Annotated in this window: 15 protein-coding genes; 4 read left to right on the top strand and 11 right to left on the bottom strand. The window is 73.0% G+C overall.

Annotated elements, in window-relative coordinates:
• Nucleotides 1-24: 24 nt before the first annotated feature.
• The 3 genes from meaB to DAA34_RS06530 all read right to left on the bottom strand — a co-directional run bounded on the left by meaB (nucleotide 25) and on the right by DAA34_RS06530 (nucleotide 2,553).
• Nucleotides 25-984, bottom strand: a complete 960-nt coding sequence (gene meaB / locus DAA34_RS06540; RefSeq protein WP_106818130.1) for a methylmalonyl Co-A mutase-associated GTPase MeaB — start codon at nucleotides 982-984, stop codon at nucleotides 25-27.
• Between the two features lie 4 nt (nucleotides 985-988).
• Nucleotides 989-2,188 (bottom strand): acetyl-CoA C-acetyltransferase, encoded by a 1,200-nt coding sequence (locus DAA34_RS06535; protein WP_106818129.1) that lies wholly within the window; start codon nucleotides 2,186-2,188, stop codon nucleotides 989-991.
• Nucleotides 2,189-2,322: 134 nt separating this feature from the next.
• Nucleotides 2,323-2,553 carry a hypothetical protein gene (locus tag DAA34_RS06530; protein ID WP_106818128.1) on the bottom strand — a complete coding sequence of 77 codons (231 nt, stop codon included), beginning with the start codon at nucleotides 2,551-2,553 and terminating at the stop codon, nucleotides 2,323-2,325.
• Between the two features lie 127 nt (nucleotides 2,554-2,680).
• Here DAA34_RS06530 and mce point away from each other — a divergent pair, with 127 nt between their 5' ends.
• A complete protein-coding gene (gene mce, locus DAA34_RS06525; RefSeq protein ID WP_106818127.1) occupies nucleotides 2,681-3,133 on the top strand; it encodes a methylmalonyl-CoA epimerase in 453 nt (150 codons plus the stop codon).
• A gap of 190 nt (nucleotides 3,134-3,323) precedes the next feature.
• Nucleotides 3,324-4,664 (top strand): crotonyl-CoA carboxylase/reductase, encoded by a 1,341-nt coding sequence (gene ccrA / locus DAA34_RS06520; RefSeq protein WP_199847482.1) that lies wholly within the window; start codon nucleotides 3,324-3,326, stop codon nucleotides 4,662-4,664.
• A gap of 75 nt (nucleotides 4,665-4,739) precedes the next feature.
• Here ccrA and DAA34_RS06515 read toward each other — a convergent pair whose 3' ends face one another.
• The 6 genes from DAA34_RS06515 to DAA34_RS06490 form a co-directional block, all read right to left on the bottom strand.
• On the bottom strand, nucleotides 4,740-5,048 hold the full coding sequence (locus tag DAA34_RS06515) for a hypothetical protein (protein WP_234354142.1): 309 nt from the start codon (nucleotides 5,046-5,048) through the stop codon (nucleotides 4,740-4,742).
• Between the two features lie 53 nt (nucleotides 5,049-5,101).
• Complete coding sequence (locus DAA34_RS06510; protein ID WP_106818124.1) at nucleotides 5,102-6,331, bottom strand: 3-hydroxyacyl-CoA dehydrogenase NAD-binding domain-containing protein; 1,230 nt, start codon at nucleotides 6,329-6,331, stop codon at nucleotides 5,102-5,104.
• 79 nt (nucleotides 6,332-6,410) lie between these two features.
• A complete protein-coding gene (locus tag DAA34_RS06505; protein ID WP_106818123.1) occupies nucleotides 6,411-7,478 on the bottom strand; it encodes a patatin-like phospholipase family protein in 1,068 nt (355 codons plus the stop codon).
• Nucleotides 7,475-8,878: a wax ester/triacylglycerol synthase family O-acyltransferase gene (locus tag DAA34_RS06500; protein WP_106818122.1), complete on the bottom strand. Its 1,404-nt coding sequence runs from the start codon at nucleotides 8,876-8,878 to the stop codon at nucleotides 7,475-7,477. Before DAA34_RS06500 ends, DAA34_RS06505 begins: the two co-directional genes overlap by 4 nt.
• Nucleotides 8,879-8,909: 31 nt before the next feature.
• Nucleotides 8,910-10,199, bottom strand: coding sequence for an AAA family ATPase (locus tag DAA34_RS06495; protein WP_106818121.1), 1,290 nt, complete (start codon nucleotides 10,197-10,199; stop codon nucleotides 8,910-8,912).
• Nucleotides 10,196-10,861 (bottom strand): SAF domain-containing protein, encoded by a 666-nt coding sequence (locus tag DAA34_RS06490; protein ID WP_158707649.1) that lies wholly within the window; start codon nucleotides 10,859-10,861, stop codon nucleotides 10,196-10,198. The genes DAA34_RS06495 and DAA34_RS06490 overlap by 4 nt, the downstream gene beginning before the upstream one ends.
• A gap of 176 nt (nucleotides 10,862-11,037) precedes the next feature.
• On the opposite strand from DAA34_RS06490, the gene DAA34_RS06485 reads away from it, so the two are divergent.
• On the top strand, nucleotides 11,038-11,253 hold the full coding sequence (locus DAA34_RS06485; RefSeq protein ID WP_106818119.1) for a helix-turn-helix domain-containing protein: 216 nt from the start codon (nucleotides 11,038-11,040) through the stop codon (nucleotides 11,251-11,253).
• Nucleotides 11,254-11,286: 33 nt separating this feature from the next.
• On the opposite strand, the gene DAA34_RS06480 is transcribed toward DAA34_RS06485, so the two are convergent.
• Together DAA34_RS06480 and DAA34_RS06475 are read right to left on the bottom strand one after the other, a co-directional pair.
• Nucleotides 11,287-12,057: a sterol desaturase family protein gene (locus DAA34_RS06480; RefSeq protein WP_158707648.1), complete on the bottom strand. Its 771-nt coding sequence runs from the start codon at nucleotides 12,055-12,057 to the stop codon at nucleotides 11,287-11,289.
• 74 nt (nucleotides 12,058-12,131) lie between these two features.
• Entirely contained in the window at nucleotides 12,132-12,677 is a 546-nt protein-coding gene (locus DAA34_RS06475; protein ID WP_106818117.1) for a hypothetical protein, read from the bottom strand.
• A gap of 108 nt (nucleotides 12,678-12,785) precedes the next feature.
• Here DAA34_RS06475 and DAA34_RS06470 point away from each other — a divergent pair, with 108 nt between their 5' ends.
• Complete coding sequence (locus tag DAA34_RS06470) at nucleotides 12,786-13,610, top strand: LysM peptidoglycan-binding domain-containing protein (protein ID WP_106818116.1); 825 nt, start codon at nucleotides 12,786-12,788, stop codon at nucleotides 13,608-13,610.
• Nucleotides 13,611-13,650 lie beyond the last annotated feature (40 nt).

The following is a 13,650-nucleotide window of genomic DNA, read 5'->3' as shown; positions in this document are numbered from 1 at the left end:
CGCCCCGTCCGGGCGGTCCGTCCGTCAGCGGATCGCGGCAAGCAGGCGGTCGGCGGCGGTGAACGGGTCCTGCCGACCGTCGACGACGGCGACGGCAGCCTCGCCGAGCGCCGACCCGGCGCGCAGGTCGCCGAGGCGGGCGCGCAGCCGGGTGAGCGCGAGCGCCTCGACCTCTGCGGCGGCCCGTCGGATCCGCCGGACGCGCAGCTCGCCGGACGAGCGTGCCCAGTCGTGGTGCTTGGCGATCGCCGCGAGGACCTCCTCGATGCCCGCCCCGGTCGCCGCGCTCGCCTTGACCACCACCGGCCGCCACAGGTTCGGCGCGCGCCGGTCGGCGAGCCCGACCATGTGCCGCAGGTCCCGGACGGTCGCGTCCGCGTCGGCCCGGTCGGCCTTGTTGACGACGAAGACGTCGCCGATCTCGAGGATCCCCGCCTTCGCGGCCTGGATGCCGTCGCCCATGCCGGGTGCGAGGAGGACGAGGGTCGTGTCGGCGGCGCCAGCGACCTCCACCTCGGACTGCCCGACGCCGACTGTCTCGACGAGGACGACGTCGAACCCCGCCGCGTCGAGGACGCGGACGACCTGGGGCGTCGCGGCGGACAGGCCCCCCAGGTGCCCCCGGCTCGCGACGGAACGGATGAAGACGCCCGGGTCGGTCGTGTGGTCCTGCATCCGGATGCGGTCGCCGAGGAGCGCGCCACCGGAGAAGGGCGAGCTCGGGTCGACCGCGAGGACGGCGACCCGCTTCCCCTGCGCCCGAAGGGCACCGACGAGCGCGTTCGTCGTCGTCGACTTCCCGACGCCGGGCGCCCCCGTCAGCCCGACGACATGGGCGCGCCCGGTGTGCGGCACGAGGGCGGCCATGATCTGCGGCAGCGCCGGGTTCCCGTCCTCGACGAGCGAGACGAGACGGGCGACGGAACGCGGCGTCCCCGCCGTGGCCGACTCGACCAGGGCGGGGACGTCGACGGGACGTGCCAAAGGATCAGGCCTTCGGGACCCGGATGATGAGCGCGTCGCCCTGGCCGCCACCGCCGCAGAGGGCGGCCGCACCGACGCCGCCACCGCGGCGCTTGAGCTCGTGGGCGATCGTGAGGGTGACGCGCGCGCCGGACATGCCGAGCGGGTGACCCATGGCGATCGCGCCACCGTTGGGGTTGACCTTGTCCGCGCTCAGGCCGAGCTGCTTGGTCGAGGCGAGGCCGACGGCGGCGAAGGCCTCGTTGATCTCGACCAGGTCGAGGTCGGCGGGCGTGATGCCCTCCTTCTCGCACGCCTTCTCGATCGCGTTGGCCGGCTGGGCCTGGAGGGTGCTGTCGGGGCCGGCGACGACGCCGTGCGCACCGATCTCGGCAAGCCAGGTCAGGCCCAGCTCCTCCGCCTTGGCCTTGCTCATGACGACGACGGCGCAGGCGCCGTCGGAGATCTGGGAGGCGGACCCGGCCGTGATCGTGCCGCTCTTGTCGAACGCGGGACGGAGCTTGCCGAGCGACTCGGCAGTCGTCTCGGCACGGATGCCCTCGTCCTGCGCGAAGACGATCGGGTCGCCCTTGCGCTGCGGGATCTCGACGGGGACGACCTCGTCGGCCATGCGGCCCTCGGCCCACGCGGCCGCGGCCTTCTGGTGCGAGCCGGCGGCGAAGGCGTCCTGCTCCTCGCGGCTGAACTGCTCGCCACCGGCGTTGCACTGCTCGGTGAGCGCGCCCATCGCCTGGTCGGTGATCGTGTCGTGGAGGCCGTCGTAGGCCATCGAGTCCTTCAGCGTCGCGTCGCCGTACTTGATGCCGTCACGGCTCTTGGGCAGCAGGTGCGGGGCGTTCGTCATCGACTCCTGGCCACCGGCGACGACGACGTCGTACTCGCCGGCGCGGATGAGCTGGTCGGCCAGGGCGATCGCGTCGATACCCGACAGGCAGACCTTGTTCACCGTGAGGGCCGGGACGTTCATGGGGATGCCGCCCTTGATCGCCGCCTGGCGGGCCGGGATCTGACCCTCGCCGGCCGTGAGGACCTGGCCCATGATGACGTAGTCGACGTCCTCCCCCTTGACGCCGGCCTTCTCCAGGGCGCCCTTGATGGCGAAGCCACCGAGGTCCGAGCCGGAGAAGCCCTTGAGCGAGCCGCTCATGCGGCCCATCGGCGTACGCGCACCGGCGACGATGACGGAAACGGGACGGTCGGACATGTGATGCCTCCAGCTACCTCGATGGGTGGGGTGCCGCCCGCCCGGTGGGCCCGGGACGACCGGCGACACGCGTCCTCGTCACTCTAGCGACGGTCTCCGCGGCCCGTCCGGGGCGTTCGCGGGGCGAGCGGCCCTCAGTCACGACCCATCATGAGGTGGATCACCGTCTGGACGAGGATGGTGACGAAGATCGTCCCGGCGGCGATCTGCAGCGCGACCTTCAACGCCTCCGGGACCGACCTGTCGGTCAGCGCGGTGAACGCGATGAGCGAGATGATGAGCGCCCCGAAGGCGGCGAGGAACGCGTTGACGATGATCTGCGTGGTCGGGAAGGCCTTCTTCCCGGTGGACTCGACGTCGGGCATGCTCTGCTCCCCTGGGTGATCGGTTTCCGCCGACGGTCCCGTGTCGGCAGCGCCACGGTACCGATGCGCGTGCGAGGTCGCACGGCCGTGCCGCTCCCCCGGCGGCGACCCCTCGTAGGGTGGTCGCATGACGCAGACCCCGAACGACGTCCACGCCCTCTTCACCCACATCGACCACGTCGGTGTCGCCGTCCCCGACCTCGACGACGCGATCGCGTTCTACCGAGACACGCTCGGCATGGCGCTGCTGCACGAGGAGACGAACGAGGAGCAGGGCGTGCGCGAGGCGATGATGGCGGTCGGTGACTCCGGCTCGTGCATCCAGCTGCTCGCGCCGCTGTCCCCCGAGTCGACCATCGCCAAGTTCCTCGACCGCAACGGCCAGGGGATCCAGCAGCTCGCCTACCGCGTCGAGGACATCGACGCCGTCTGTGCGACGCTGCGCGAGCGCGGCCTGCGTCTGCTGTACGACACCCCCAAGCGGGGCACGAGCAACAGCCGTGTCAACTTCATCCACCCGAAGGACGCCCGCGGCATCCTCGTGGAGCTCGTCGAGCCCGCCGCCAGCGCCGCGCACTGACGGGGCCGCCGGGGCCCACCACGATCCCGGCCGCCGCCTGTGGCCGCGGTGAGCAAGGTCACCCGTGAGCGGCCTCTCACGTCGGGTCCCGGCCCGTGGGCAGTCACTAGTTTCTCCGCGACGGGCACCCTAGGCTCGCCCGGACCCTTCCTGACCATTCACTACGGCGAGGAGCCAGACACCGATGTCCATGGACCAGATCCGCGACGCGATCATGAGCGGCGACCGCAGCCAGGAGACCTACGAGGCCCTGGAGATCCCGACGACGTACCGCGGCGCGACCGTCCACAAGGACGAGGTCGGCATGTTCGAGGGGATGGCCTCGCGCGACAAGGACCCGCGCAAGAGCCTCCACATCGACGACGTCGACCTGCCCGAGCTCGCGCCGGGCGAGGCGCTCGTCGCCGTCATGGCCTCGGCGATCAACTACAACACGGTGTGGACGTCGATCTTCGAGCCCGTGTCCACCTTCGGCTTCCTCGAGCGCTACGGGCGCACGAGCGAGTTCGCCAAGCGTCACGACCTGCCGTACCACGTCGTCGGCTCCGACCTCGCCGGCGTCGTCCTGCGCGTCGGCCCGGGCGTGAGCAAGTGGAAGGCCGGCACCGAGGTCGTCGCCCACTGCCTGTCCGTCGAGCTCGAGGACGCCGAGGGCCACGACGACACGATGCTCGACCCGCAGCAGCGGATCTGGGGTTTCGAGACGAACTTCGGCGGTCTGGCCGAGCTCGCGATCGTCAAGGCGAACCAGCTCATGCCGAAGCCGGCCCACCTCTCGTGGGAGGAGGCCGCCTGCCCCGGTCTCGTGAACTCCACGGCCTACCGCCAGCTCATCAGCAAGAACGGCGCCGCCCTCAAGCTCGGTGACCGCGTCCTCATCTGGGGCGCCAGCGGTGGCCTGGGCTCCTACGCCACGCAGATGGCGCTCGCCGCCGGCGCCGAGCCGATCTGCGTCGTCTCCTCGCCGGAGAAGGCCGAGATCTGCCGGAAGATGGGCGCCGAGCTGATCATCGACCGCCGCGCCGAGGACTACAAGTTCTGGAACGAGGACAACACCAAGCAGAACCCGAAGGAGTGGCAGCGCCTCGGCAAGAAGATCCGTGAGCTCACCGGCGGCCACGACGTCGACATCGTCTTCGAGCACCCGGGCCGCGAGACCTTCGGCGCCTCGGTGTACGTCGCGCGCAAGGGCGGCAAGATCGTCACCTGCGCGTCGACCTCGGGCTACATGCACGAGTACGACAACCGCTACCTGTGGATGAACCTCAAGGACATCCTCTCGAGCCACTTCGCGAACTACCGCGAGGCGTGGGAGGCCAACGAGCTCATCAACCGCGGCCTCATCCACCCGACGCTGAGCAAGACGTACTCGCTCGACGAGGTCGGCCAGGCCGCGCTCGACGTCCACAAGAACCTCCACCAGGGCAAGGTCGGCGTCCTCACGCTCGCCCCGGAGGCCGGGCTCGGCATCACCGACCAGGAGAAGCGCGCGAAGTACGAGACGCAGATCAACGCCTTCCGCAACGTCTGATCGGTCCCCGGCCGACGGCCGGACAGCACGCCGAGGGGCCCTGCACCACCTCCCGTGGTGCAGGGCCCTTCGGTGTCATCGGAGCGAACCGCGCGGGTGCCACGTCTCCCGCGACTGCCAGCACCGGCTGTGCCAGTGGCGGCGGTCGTCCATCCCGCCGAGCCCGTCGAGGGGCCAGACGAGCACGTGCGGGGTGCCGGGGGCGATCTCGTGCTCGCAGCCGGGGCAGCGGTAGGGCCGGGTCGCGTTCGCGCCGGTGAGTCGCCGCACGCCCCAGCGGGCCCCGCGCCAGGTCACGCTCGTGTCGATGCGCCCCTCGAGGGCGGCGACGGGCAGGGGCCGGTCGTCACGGCGACGGCGGTTGGAACGCGGCACGGGGCCCATCGTGCCCGACGGAGCGGGCGACGAGGGACCCCGTGCGGGAGGGTCGGTGCGGCTCAGTAGGTCTTGAAGCCCTGGCCCGTCTTCCGGCCGAGGTGACCGGCGGCGACCAGCTCGCGCAGCCGCGGCGCGGGCTCGAAGCCCTCGTACTCGAACTCGGTCTTGAGCTCCTCCTGGATCGCGAGCGAGACGTCGAGGCCGACGACGTCGAGCAGCGCGAACGGCCCCATCGGGTAGCCGTACGTCGAGGTGATCGCCTCGTCGACCTCGTCCTGCGTCGCCGCGCCCGAGTCGACGAGGAGGATCGCGTCGTTGAGGTACGGGAAGAGCAGGGCGTTGACGATGAAGCCCGAGCGGTCCGCGCAGGAGACGGCGACCTTCTTCGTCCGGCGGCAGAGGTCGTGGACCGTCGCCTTGACGTCCTCGCCGGTCTCGTCGGTGTGAATGACCTCGACGAGCTTCATCACCGGTGCGGGGTTGAAGAAGTGCATCCCGATGACGTCCTGCGGGCGCTGCGTCACGGCCGCGAGGTCCTTGATCGGCAGCGAGGAGGTGGTCGTCGCGAGGATCGCACCGTCCTTGCAGATCCGGTCGAGGTCGCGGTAGAGCTCGGTCTTGAGGTCGAGCTGCTCGGCGATGGCCTCGACGACGAGGTCGACGTCGGCCAGCGCCTCGCGCTCGGTGGCGCCGGTGACACGAGCGAGGGTCTCGTCGGCGGCGGCCTGCTCCATGCGGCCCTTCGCGACGGCCTTGCCGAGGTTCTTCTCGATCTTCGCGCGGACGCCGTCGACCTTCTCCTGGCTGCGGGCGATGACGACGACCGGGAAACCGGCCTTGGCGAAGACCTCGACGATGCCCGTGGCCATCGTCCCCGAGCCGACGACGCCGACCGTCTCGACGGTGCGGACGTCCGCCCCCGCGGCCGCGTCGGTCGGGGTCTCGTCATCCGGGACGACCTCGTCCGAGCCGGCGGCCGCGTACGTGTAGAAGCCGCGGCCGGCCTGCTGACCCGTCCGCCCCTCTGCGACGAGACGCTCGAGGACCGGGTTCGGGGCGTGCAGCGGGTCGCCCGTCTGCGCGTGGCGCTCGGCGAGCGCGTCCCGCAGGACGTCGATGCCGATGCGGTCGGCGAGCGCGAGCGGACCGACGGGCAGGCCGCAGCCGAAGCGCATGCCGTTGTCGATGTCCTCCCGCGTCGCGTACTTCTCCTCGTACATCGACGCTGCGTGGTTGAGGTACGGGTGGATGAGGGCGTCCGTGATCGACGCCGGGTCGTTGGTGGCCATGTGCCGAGTCTGGCAGCGGGCCGGGCGGGCGGCGAGTCCTGCCCGGCGTGAGAGACGACACCCCCGCACCGAGGGCTGTTCAGCGCAGCTGCTGCAGGGTCGTCCGCTCGGCGACGTGCAGGGTCTGCGCGCGCCTGGTCGGGTCCATCACGTTGACTCCCATGACCGCGAGGTCGGCCGGGCGGGGCGAGATGACGACGACCCGCGTGCCCGCCGCCTCGACCGCCGCGACCTCCTCGAGGAAGCGGCGGCGCATCGACGTCCGCCGGCGCTGCATGAGCCGGTTGGGCAGCTTCGGGGAGGGGTCGACGACCTCGCCGACACGGGCCGCGAGGACGTACACCTCGTCCAGCCCAGCGGCGGCGAGGAGGTCGAGGTTCGTCGAGGAGGCCACCCCGCCGTCGAGGTAGCGGCGCCCGTCGATCTCCTTGGGCCGGTAGTAGAGCGGGACGGCGCACGAGGCCTCGACCGCGTCCGCGAGGTCCATGCCGGTGCGCGGCTCCGGCTCGGTGAACGGCCGGTCGGGGACGGGTGGGCTGCCCGGTTCCCCCCAGCCGAGGACGACCCGCCGGCCGGTCCCGGCATCGACGGCGACGAGCCCGAGACCCGGGTGCGCCGGCCAGCCGCGCGGCTGGTCCCCGCGCACGACGTCGCCGACGGGCTCGGTCCGGTTGCGCCCGGGCGGGAGCGCGGCCGTGACGACGGAGTTCACCGGGACGGTCCGCCAGTGCCGGGGGCCCCGGCGCAGCAGCTCCCAGGAGACGACGCCCCCGCGCGGCCAGAGCGCGTTCGGGTCGACGGGGTTGTGCGCCGTGTCGACGACGTCGGGGATCGGCACGTCGAGGCTGAGCGTGTCGAGGAAGGGGATGTCGTGGTCGGAGATGTCGAGGTGCGGCAGGTAGCTCGGTCGAGGCAGCCGGCGGGGCCCGGTCGCCGCGCCGATGAGCTCGCGCGAGCGGACCTCGCTCACCGGCACGCCCGCGCCGAGCAGGCCAGCGATGACCGCGCCGGCGGACGTGCCCAGGACCGCGTCCCACTCGCGCAGATCGGTGCGCAGCTCACGCTCGATCGCCGTGAGTGCACCGGTCATCCACGACGCTCCGAGGACTCCCCCGCCGCCGAGGACGAGCCCGCGCCTCGGCGTCACCGCCGCCGCGAGCCGCGCGTCGCGTGCTCGAGCTCGTCGATGGCGTCGTGCACGGCCTGCGCGAGGACGTCGAGGTCGGGCACCGCGTCCCGGTCGGCGTGCAGGCCGTACGTGATCGTCCCGTCGTAGGAGGTGAGCCCGACGGCGAGCGCGTGCTCGGGCGGGAGCGGCAGGACCGGGCAGGTACCGATCATCGACGCGCCGTCGGCCGTCCGCACCCGCTGCGGACCGGGGACGTTGGCGACGACGAGGCCGAACGGGCGCCGGGAGAGGGCACCGGACAGGCGTGCCGCGAGCGAGTGCAGGGTCGGCGAGGCGAAGCCCGCGACACCCGTGAGCGAGGACGCCGCGACCTCGCCACCCTCGAGCTGCTGACGCATGGCGAAGGCGACCTGGTGCAGCCGCATCGCCGGGCTCGGCTCCCCGATCGGCAGGTCGACGAAGCACGCCTGGAGCCTGGTGCGGACCGTCGCGTCCGGGCTGGTGCCGTCGTCGGCCCGGACGCTCACCGGGACGAGGGCGCGGATGCGGTCGTCGGGGCGGACCGACCCGCCGCGGGCGAGCAGCCACGTCCGCAGCGCGCCGGCGAGCACCGCGAGGACGACGTCGTTGACGGTCACGACCTCGACCGCGCGCCCGCGGGCGATGCCGGCGCGGATCCGCCGGTGGTCGGCGAGGTCGGTCCGCACGGCCGCCCACCGGCGCGCCCGACCGACGGTGGTGTGCAGCGGCGAGGGCGTCCCCGCGGCCGGGGCCGGGGTGAGCGCGCGGGCCAGGCGCAGGCCCGGGGCGAACGCGCTCGAGACGGCGGATCGGGCGAGCTCGACCCCGCGCGAGGGGTGCAGCGTCGTGTCCACGAGGGCGTCGAGGACGAGGCGGGCTGCGCCGGGGTCCGGCGCGGGGTCGGTGTCGGCGGGCGGCTCGTGGCGCGAGTCGTCGACGATGAGGTGGGCGATGTCGAGCGCGGTCTCGCCGTCGACGAGCGCTTGGTGGGTCTTGGTGATGATCGCGAACCGGCCGTCGGCCAGGCCCTCGACGAGGTAGACCTCCCACAGCGGGCGGTCCCGGTCGAGCAGACGCGGCATGATCCGCGCGACGAGCTCCTCGAGCTGCTCGAGCGACCCCGGCTGCGGCAGGGCGGAACGGCGCACGTGGTAGGTGACGTCGAAGGCGGGGTCGTCGATCCACACCGGGTCGGCGAGGCCGCCGGGCACCTCACGGACCCGCTGCCGGTAACGCGGGAAGCCAGCGATGCGCTCGCTGATGTGCTCGACGAGCCGGGCGTGGTCGTGCTCGTCGTCCGGGGCCTCGAACACCATGACCGACCCGACGTGCATCGGGCAGGTCGCCGTCTCGTTCCGGAGGAACCACGTGTCCAGCGGCGTCAGTCGGTTGCTCACGACCGTCATCGTTCCACGCCCGACCCGGCGGTCACCGGTGACGCCGCCGACGAGCCGGCGTCTCGGCTTGGCCGAAGCGCTCCGGAGCGACGCGGGCGGCGAGGGCCCGGATCGCCTCGCGTGCGGGTGACCGTGGCGCGCCCTCCGCGAGAACCCGGCCCTGGAGGAGGAGTCGGTCGAGGGTCTCGCGGTCCTCCGGCACGAGGTGGAGGTCCTCCATCCCGGCGAAGCGGCCGAGCGCCTCGACGATCCGCGCCTGCGGGTCGGCGCCGACCGCGCTGGCACGGACGCGGTTGACGACGACGAGAGGACGCCCGCTCGGGATCCCGCCGAGGTCCTGGCTCGCGCGCACGAGGCGTTGCAGACCGACGGGGTCACCGGAGCCGACGACGACCACCTGCTCGGCGGACTCGAGCGTGATGAGGGTGGTCGCGTTGCGCCGGGGCGCCCGCGTGTCGTAGCTCAGCTCCTCGTCGTCCTCGAGGCAGAAGCCGCAGTCGACGACCACGTGCTCGGCGAGCAGCTTCGACAGGCGCAGGACCTCCTCGAACGAGGCGGCGCGGATCTCGGGCCAGCGGTCCGGTCGCGGGATGCCCGTGAGGACCCGCAGCCGCGGGAGCACCTCGGGCGCCAGTCGGGACAGCGCGGGGAGGTCGAGCGTGCCGAGGTCACCGGCGCGGGCCGCGGCCGCCACGCCCGGTGCCTCGTCGAGGAGCGCGAGGACCTGGGCGATGCTCGCGCCGTAGGTGTCCGCGTCGACGAGGATCACCGAGGCGCCCGCCGCCGCGAGCTCCGCGGCGAGGTTGACGGCGATCGTCGTTCGGCCCGGGGCGCCGGTCGGCCCCCAGACGGCCGTGATCCGTCCCTCGACCGGCTCCGGAGCGGGTGGCTGCTGCGGGACGACGGGCGCGCCGTGCGGCGTCGGCACGCCCGCCCCTGCGGCGTCGTCGAGGAGGCCGAGCTCGGCAGCCCACTCGGCACCGCCGGCCGTGAGGGCCGCCTCCAGGTCGGCGACGGATGCGTCGGCACGCACGACCCCGGCGATGCCGAGCTGACGGACGCGGGCCTCGTCCTCCTCGCCCGTGACGAGGGCGATCGTGCGCGCCCCGCTCGCCGCGAGCCGGGCGACGTCGTCCCGGCCAAGGCCCCGCAAGCCGGCCGAGACGAGCGCGACGTCGCCGAGCCCGGCCTCCGCGGAGGCGAGGAGGTCGGCGAGGTCGACGCACCGCCGGGCGATCGTCGCCTCGCGCACCCCGCCGACGGCCGTCGCGACCTGCGCCTCCACCCCCGGGTCCAGCGCGGTGAGGACCCGCGTCGTCACGGCGTCCCGCCGGGGTTGCGCGGCAGGGTGAGGGTGATCGTCGCGTCGTCGTGGATGAAGGCCTCGAGCTCCTCCACGGCGTCACCGGTGACGACGAGGCGGACGGGTGTCACCGCCGATCCCCCGCCGACGATGCCGCCCTGCTCCTGGACGACCTCGTCGACGACCATCTCACCGAGCCGGGTCGGTGCACCGCCCGGTCGGCGGGACCCGGCTCCCGCGCCGCGGCTCGCCCACACGGTGACGACATCGCCGGCCGCGAGCCCGGTCGCGCTCGCCGCGTCGACCGGGACGGAGACGACCTCGACGTCGGCATCGCGCACCGAGCCGACCGCGGACTGCGGCAGCAGCTCGCCCTTGGCGACCGTCCGGGTCGCGACCATGCCGCCCGGAACCGTCCCGTCCGCGGCCAGGTACGCCGGACCACCCTCGGCGAGCTGGACGTCGACGCGCACGAGGTCCTTCTCGGTCACCTTCTCCCCCGGCACGAGCGTGCGGGCCGCGGCGTACACCGGGACGCGGTCGTCGGCCGCGGAGACGACGGCGGAGCCGAGGAGGATCGAGCCGAGGACGAGGAGGACGCCGACGACGAGCCTCGTGTCCTTCCACGAGGGGCGGCGCAGGCGCGCGGCACGCGGGGTGACGAGCTGCTGGTCGGGCACGGTGGGACTCCCCTTGTCATCGATGGTCGTGCGGGCCGCTCGCGGCCCGGACCCATCGAACCCGATACGGCGGGAGGCCGCGCGGCGAAATCCACAGGTGTGGACCACGACACCTTCCGCCCCGTCCGACGTGGCATCGTTGGAGGTCGTTGCCGCACCGACCGGAAGGAGGCCCCATGTCCAAGCGCTTCATCCCGCTCGCCGAGGTCTCCGAGATCCTCGACATCTCCTCGGCGCAGGCGTACGCGCTCGTGCGCAGCGGGGACCTTCCGGCGATCAAGGTCGGCGGGCGCGGACAGTGGCGCGTCGAAGTGACCGAGCTCGAGGCGTACATCGCCCGGATGTACGCCCAGACGCGCGACTTCGTGCGCACCCAGCAACCGGCCGACTGAGGGTCCCCGACCCCGGCCATGGGGCCGCCCCCGCTACGTGCGTCGGGGCTGCCGGCCGAGGCGAAGCAGGGTGGCGAGAGGGCCGAAGACCAGAGTGAGCGGGTTGTTCGAGTAGTGGCCGGTCGTCACGCCGTAGCGGACCGGCTCGACCTCGGGCTGGTACGAGCCGAACACCCGGTCGAGGACGAGCAGCGATGCGGCGTAGTTGCGGTCGAGGTACACCGGGTTGCTGCCGTGGTGCACCCGGTGCGCCGACGGGGTGTTGATCCACCCCTCGACCGGCCCGAGCGCCGGGACCGCCTGGGTGTGCAGGAAGAACTGGTAGAAGAGGCCCGCCGCGAGGGAGACGACGATGATCGCGGGGTCCAGGCCCAGCAGCGCCAGCGGGGCGAACCACACCGCGCCGACCACGCCGCCCATGAGGTTGAGCCTGGCCGCGGTCGTCAGGTTGTACTCGGTGCTGGAGTGATGGACGTGGTGGATCGCCCACAGCGGCGCCCACTCGTGGCTGAGCCGGTGGTACCAGTAGTAGGCGATCTCGGTGAGCAGGAAGCCCGTGACGATCGTCAGTGCGTTGACCGGCAGCGACCAGGGGGCGAGTGCGGCCACCCCGGCGAAGATCGCGTACTTCAGGGCGAGCGTGAGGACACCGCCGAGGCGGTTGAGCAGGGCGACCCCGATCGTCGAGAGGGTCTCGGCGGGCGTGTAGACAGCCCTCCGGCTGCGACGGGCCCAGACCGCCTCGGCGAGGACCGCAAGGGGAAGCAGCACGAGCAGGGCGGGGGGCAGGGCGTCGAGGTTCACGGGGCACTCCACGGGGTCACGGTGGCGTAGATGCTACCGGCCGGTAACGGCACGTGGTCCTCGAACGCCCTGCCTCAGTCGCGCGCCGCGACGGACACGATCGCTCCGAAGGGCACGACCCGTCGCGCCCGGACCGCCCCGGCCCGGCGCGCCTCGTCGAGGGCGTGCTCGCTCACGTCGCAGGCGTCCGCGCCGACCCCGTCGATCGTCCCCTCGATCCGGCCCCCGCTGCGGTCGAGGATCGTCACCGGCACTCGATCGCGGCTCAGCCCCCGCAGCGCGTAGCCCAGCCCGAACCGGCGCGCCCGGGCGGCATCGGTCGGCCGGGCCGCAAGGCCGACGACCCCGACGACCGCGACGAGGGGCAGCAGCACGCGCAGGCGCTCGGCGGGCGCAAGGAGAACCCATCCGTCGCCGACGTCGTCCACGCGGCCGGTCACCGGCGGCCCGGCGACCAGGTGCACGGTGACGGCCTCCTCACCCTGACCGACGAGTCGCTCGTCGAGAGCGATGGTCGCCCGCTCACGCCTGGTGCGGTCCGCGACCTCCGCATCGAGCTCGAGGCGCTCCTGCGCCGCCCACTGGGTCTCGAGGTCGTCGAACAACCGGGTCCACCGCATGTCGGCAGCGTACGCACAGCCTCCACTTGCGTGCATCGAACCGGCATGGTTTGCTTCAAACAGCAGCCAACGACATCAAACGATGCTGAAAGCACCCAAGGGGGATCGATGGAACGGACGACGCAGGGGGCCGTGGCACGCCCCGCCGTGGCCTCGGCGGTGACGACGATCGGCCTCGTCGGGCTCGTGGTCGCCGCGGCGCGCCTCGCTCGAACCCGGGTCGGAGCGCTGCTCGGCCCGACCCCGCCGTCGGTGGACGAGGTCGTCGTCCTCGGCGCCGCTGTGCTCTCCCTGGCCCTGAGCCTGTGGCTGTTGCTGGCACTGGCCGTGTCGGCGGCCGCGCACCTGCCGGGTCTGCCCGGCCGGGTGTCGGGTGCGCTCGCGCGGCGCATCGCGCCGGTCGCGGTCCGACGGCTCGCGGCGATCGCGGTCGGGGTGGGCGTCGTCGGTTCCGGGGTCGCCACCACCGCCTCGCCCGCGACGGCCGCGCCCGCACCCGTGCTCGCGGCCGCGGTCGACGACGACGTCCCGAGCCCCGCCTTCGCGCCCACCGTGACGCGCGCACCCTCCTCGTCCGCATCCACGCCGACCGCACCGACGGCGGGGACGGCCGTGGTGCCCACCCTCTCGGAGGTCGCGGTCCGCAACGAGCGGCCGGGCTGGGTTCCGTCGGCCTCGTCCGTCCGCCGCCCGGCCGACGCCCGGCTCGTCACGGGGCCGGCGCGGGAGAGCGTCGGCGGCGAGGTCGTCGTCCACCGCGGCGACTGCCTGTGGGACATCGTCGCCGCCCACCTGGGCCCCTCCGCCACCGACGACGACATCGTCCGTGAGTGGCCCCGGTGGTACGCCGCGAACCGGGACGTCATCGGCGACGACCCCGACCGCATCACCCCCGTCTCTTTCTTATACACCTCTCACGCCGCCGCCGAATAGAGAGGGAACGCCGTTGGCGCCGTGTTCATGAGAAAAAAAA

The sequence above is a fragment of the Janibacter massiliensis genome (assembly GCF_900289115.1).
Taxonomy (GTDB): domain Bacteria; phylum Actinomycetota; class Actinomycetes; order Actinomycetales; family Dermatophilaceae; genus Janibacter_A; species Janibacter_A massiliensis.
This window is presented reverse-complemented; position numbering and strand designations above follow the sequence as displayed.

Excerpts from the sequence above, each read along its gene's own strand:
- DAA34_RS06535 (WP_106818129.1), bottom strand. The coding sequence starts at position 2,188 with ATGTCCGACCGTCCCGTTTCCGTCATCGTCGCCGGTGCGCGTACGCCG.
- DAA34_RS06530 (WP_106818128.1), bottom strand. The coding sequence starts at position 2,553 with ATGCCCGACGTCGAGTCCACCGGGAAGAAGGCCTTCCCGACCACGCAG.
- mce (WP_106818127.1), top strand. The coding sequence starts at position 2,681 with ATGACGCAGACCCCGAACGACGTCCACGCCCTCTTCACCCACATCGAC.
- ccrA (WP_199847482.1), top strand. The coding sequence starts at position 3,324 with ATGGACCAGATCCGCGACGCGATCATGAGCGGCGACCGCAGCCAGGAG.
- DAA34_RS06515 (WP_234354142.1), bottom strand. The coding sequence starts at position 5,048 with ATGGGCCCCGTGCCGCGTTCCAACCGCCGTCGCCGTGACGACCGGCCC.
- DAA34_RS06510 (WP_106818124.1), bottom strand. The coding sequence starts at position 6,331 with ATGGCCACCAACGACCCGGCGTCGATCACGGACGCCCTCATCCACCCG.
- DAA34_RS06485 (WP_106818119.1), top strand. The coding sequence starts at position 11,038 with ATGTCCAAGCGCTTCATCCCGCTCGCCGAGGTCTCCGAGATCCTCGAC.
- DAA34_RS06475 (WP_106818117.1), bottom strand. The coding sequence starts at position 12,677 with ATGCGGTGGACCCGGTTGTTCGACGACCTCGAGACCCAGTGGGCGGCG.
- DAA34_RS06470 (WP_106818116.1), top strand. The coding sequence starts at position 12,786 with ATGGAACGGACGACGCAGGGGGCCGTGGCACGCCCCGCCGTGGCCTCG.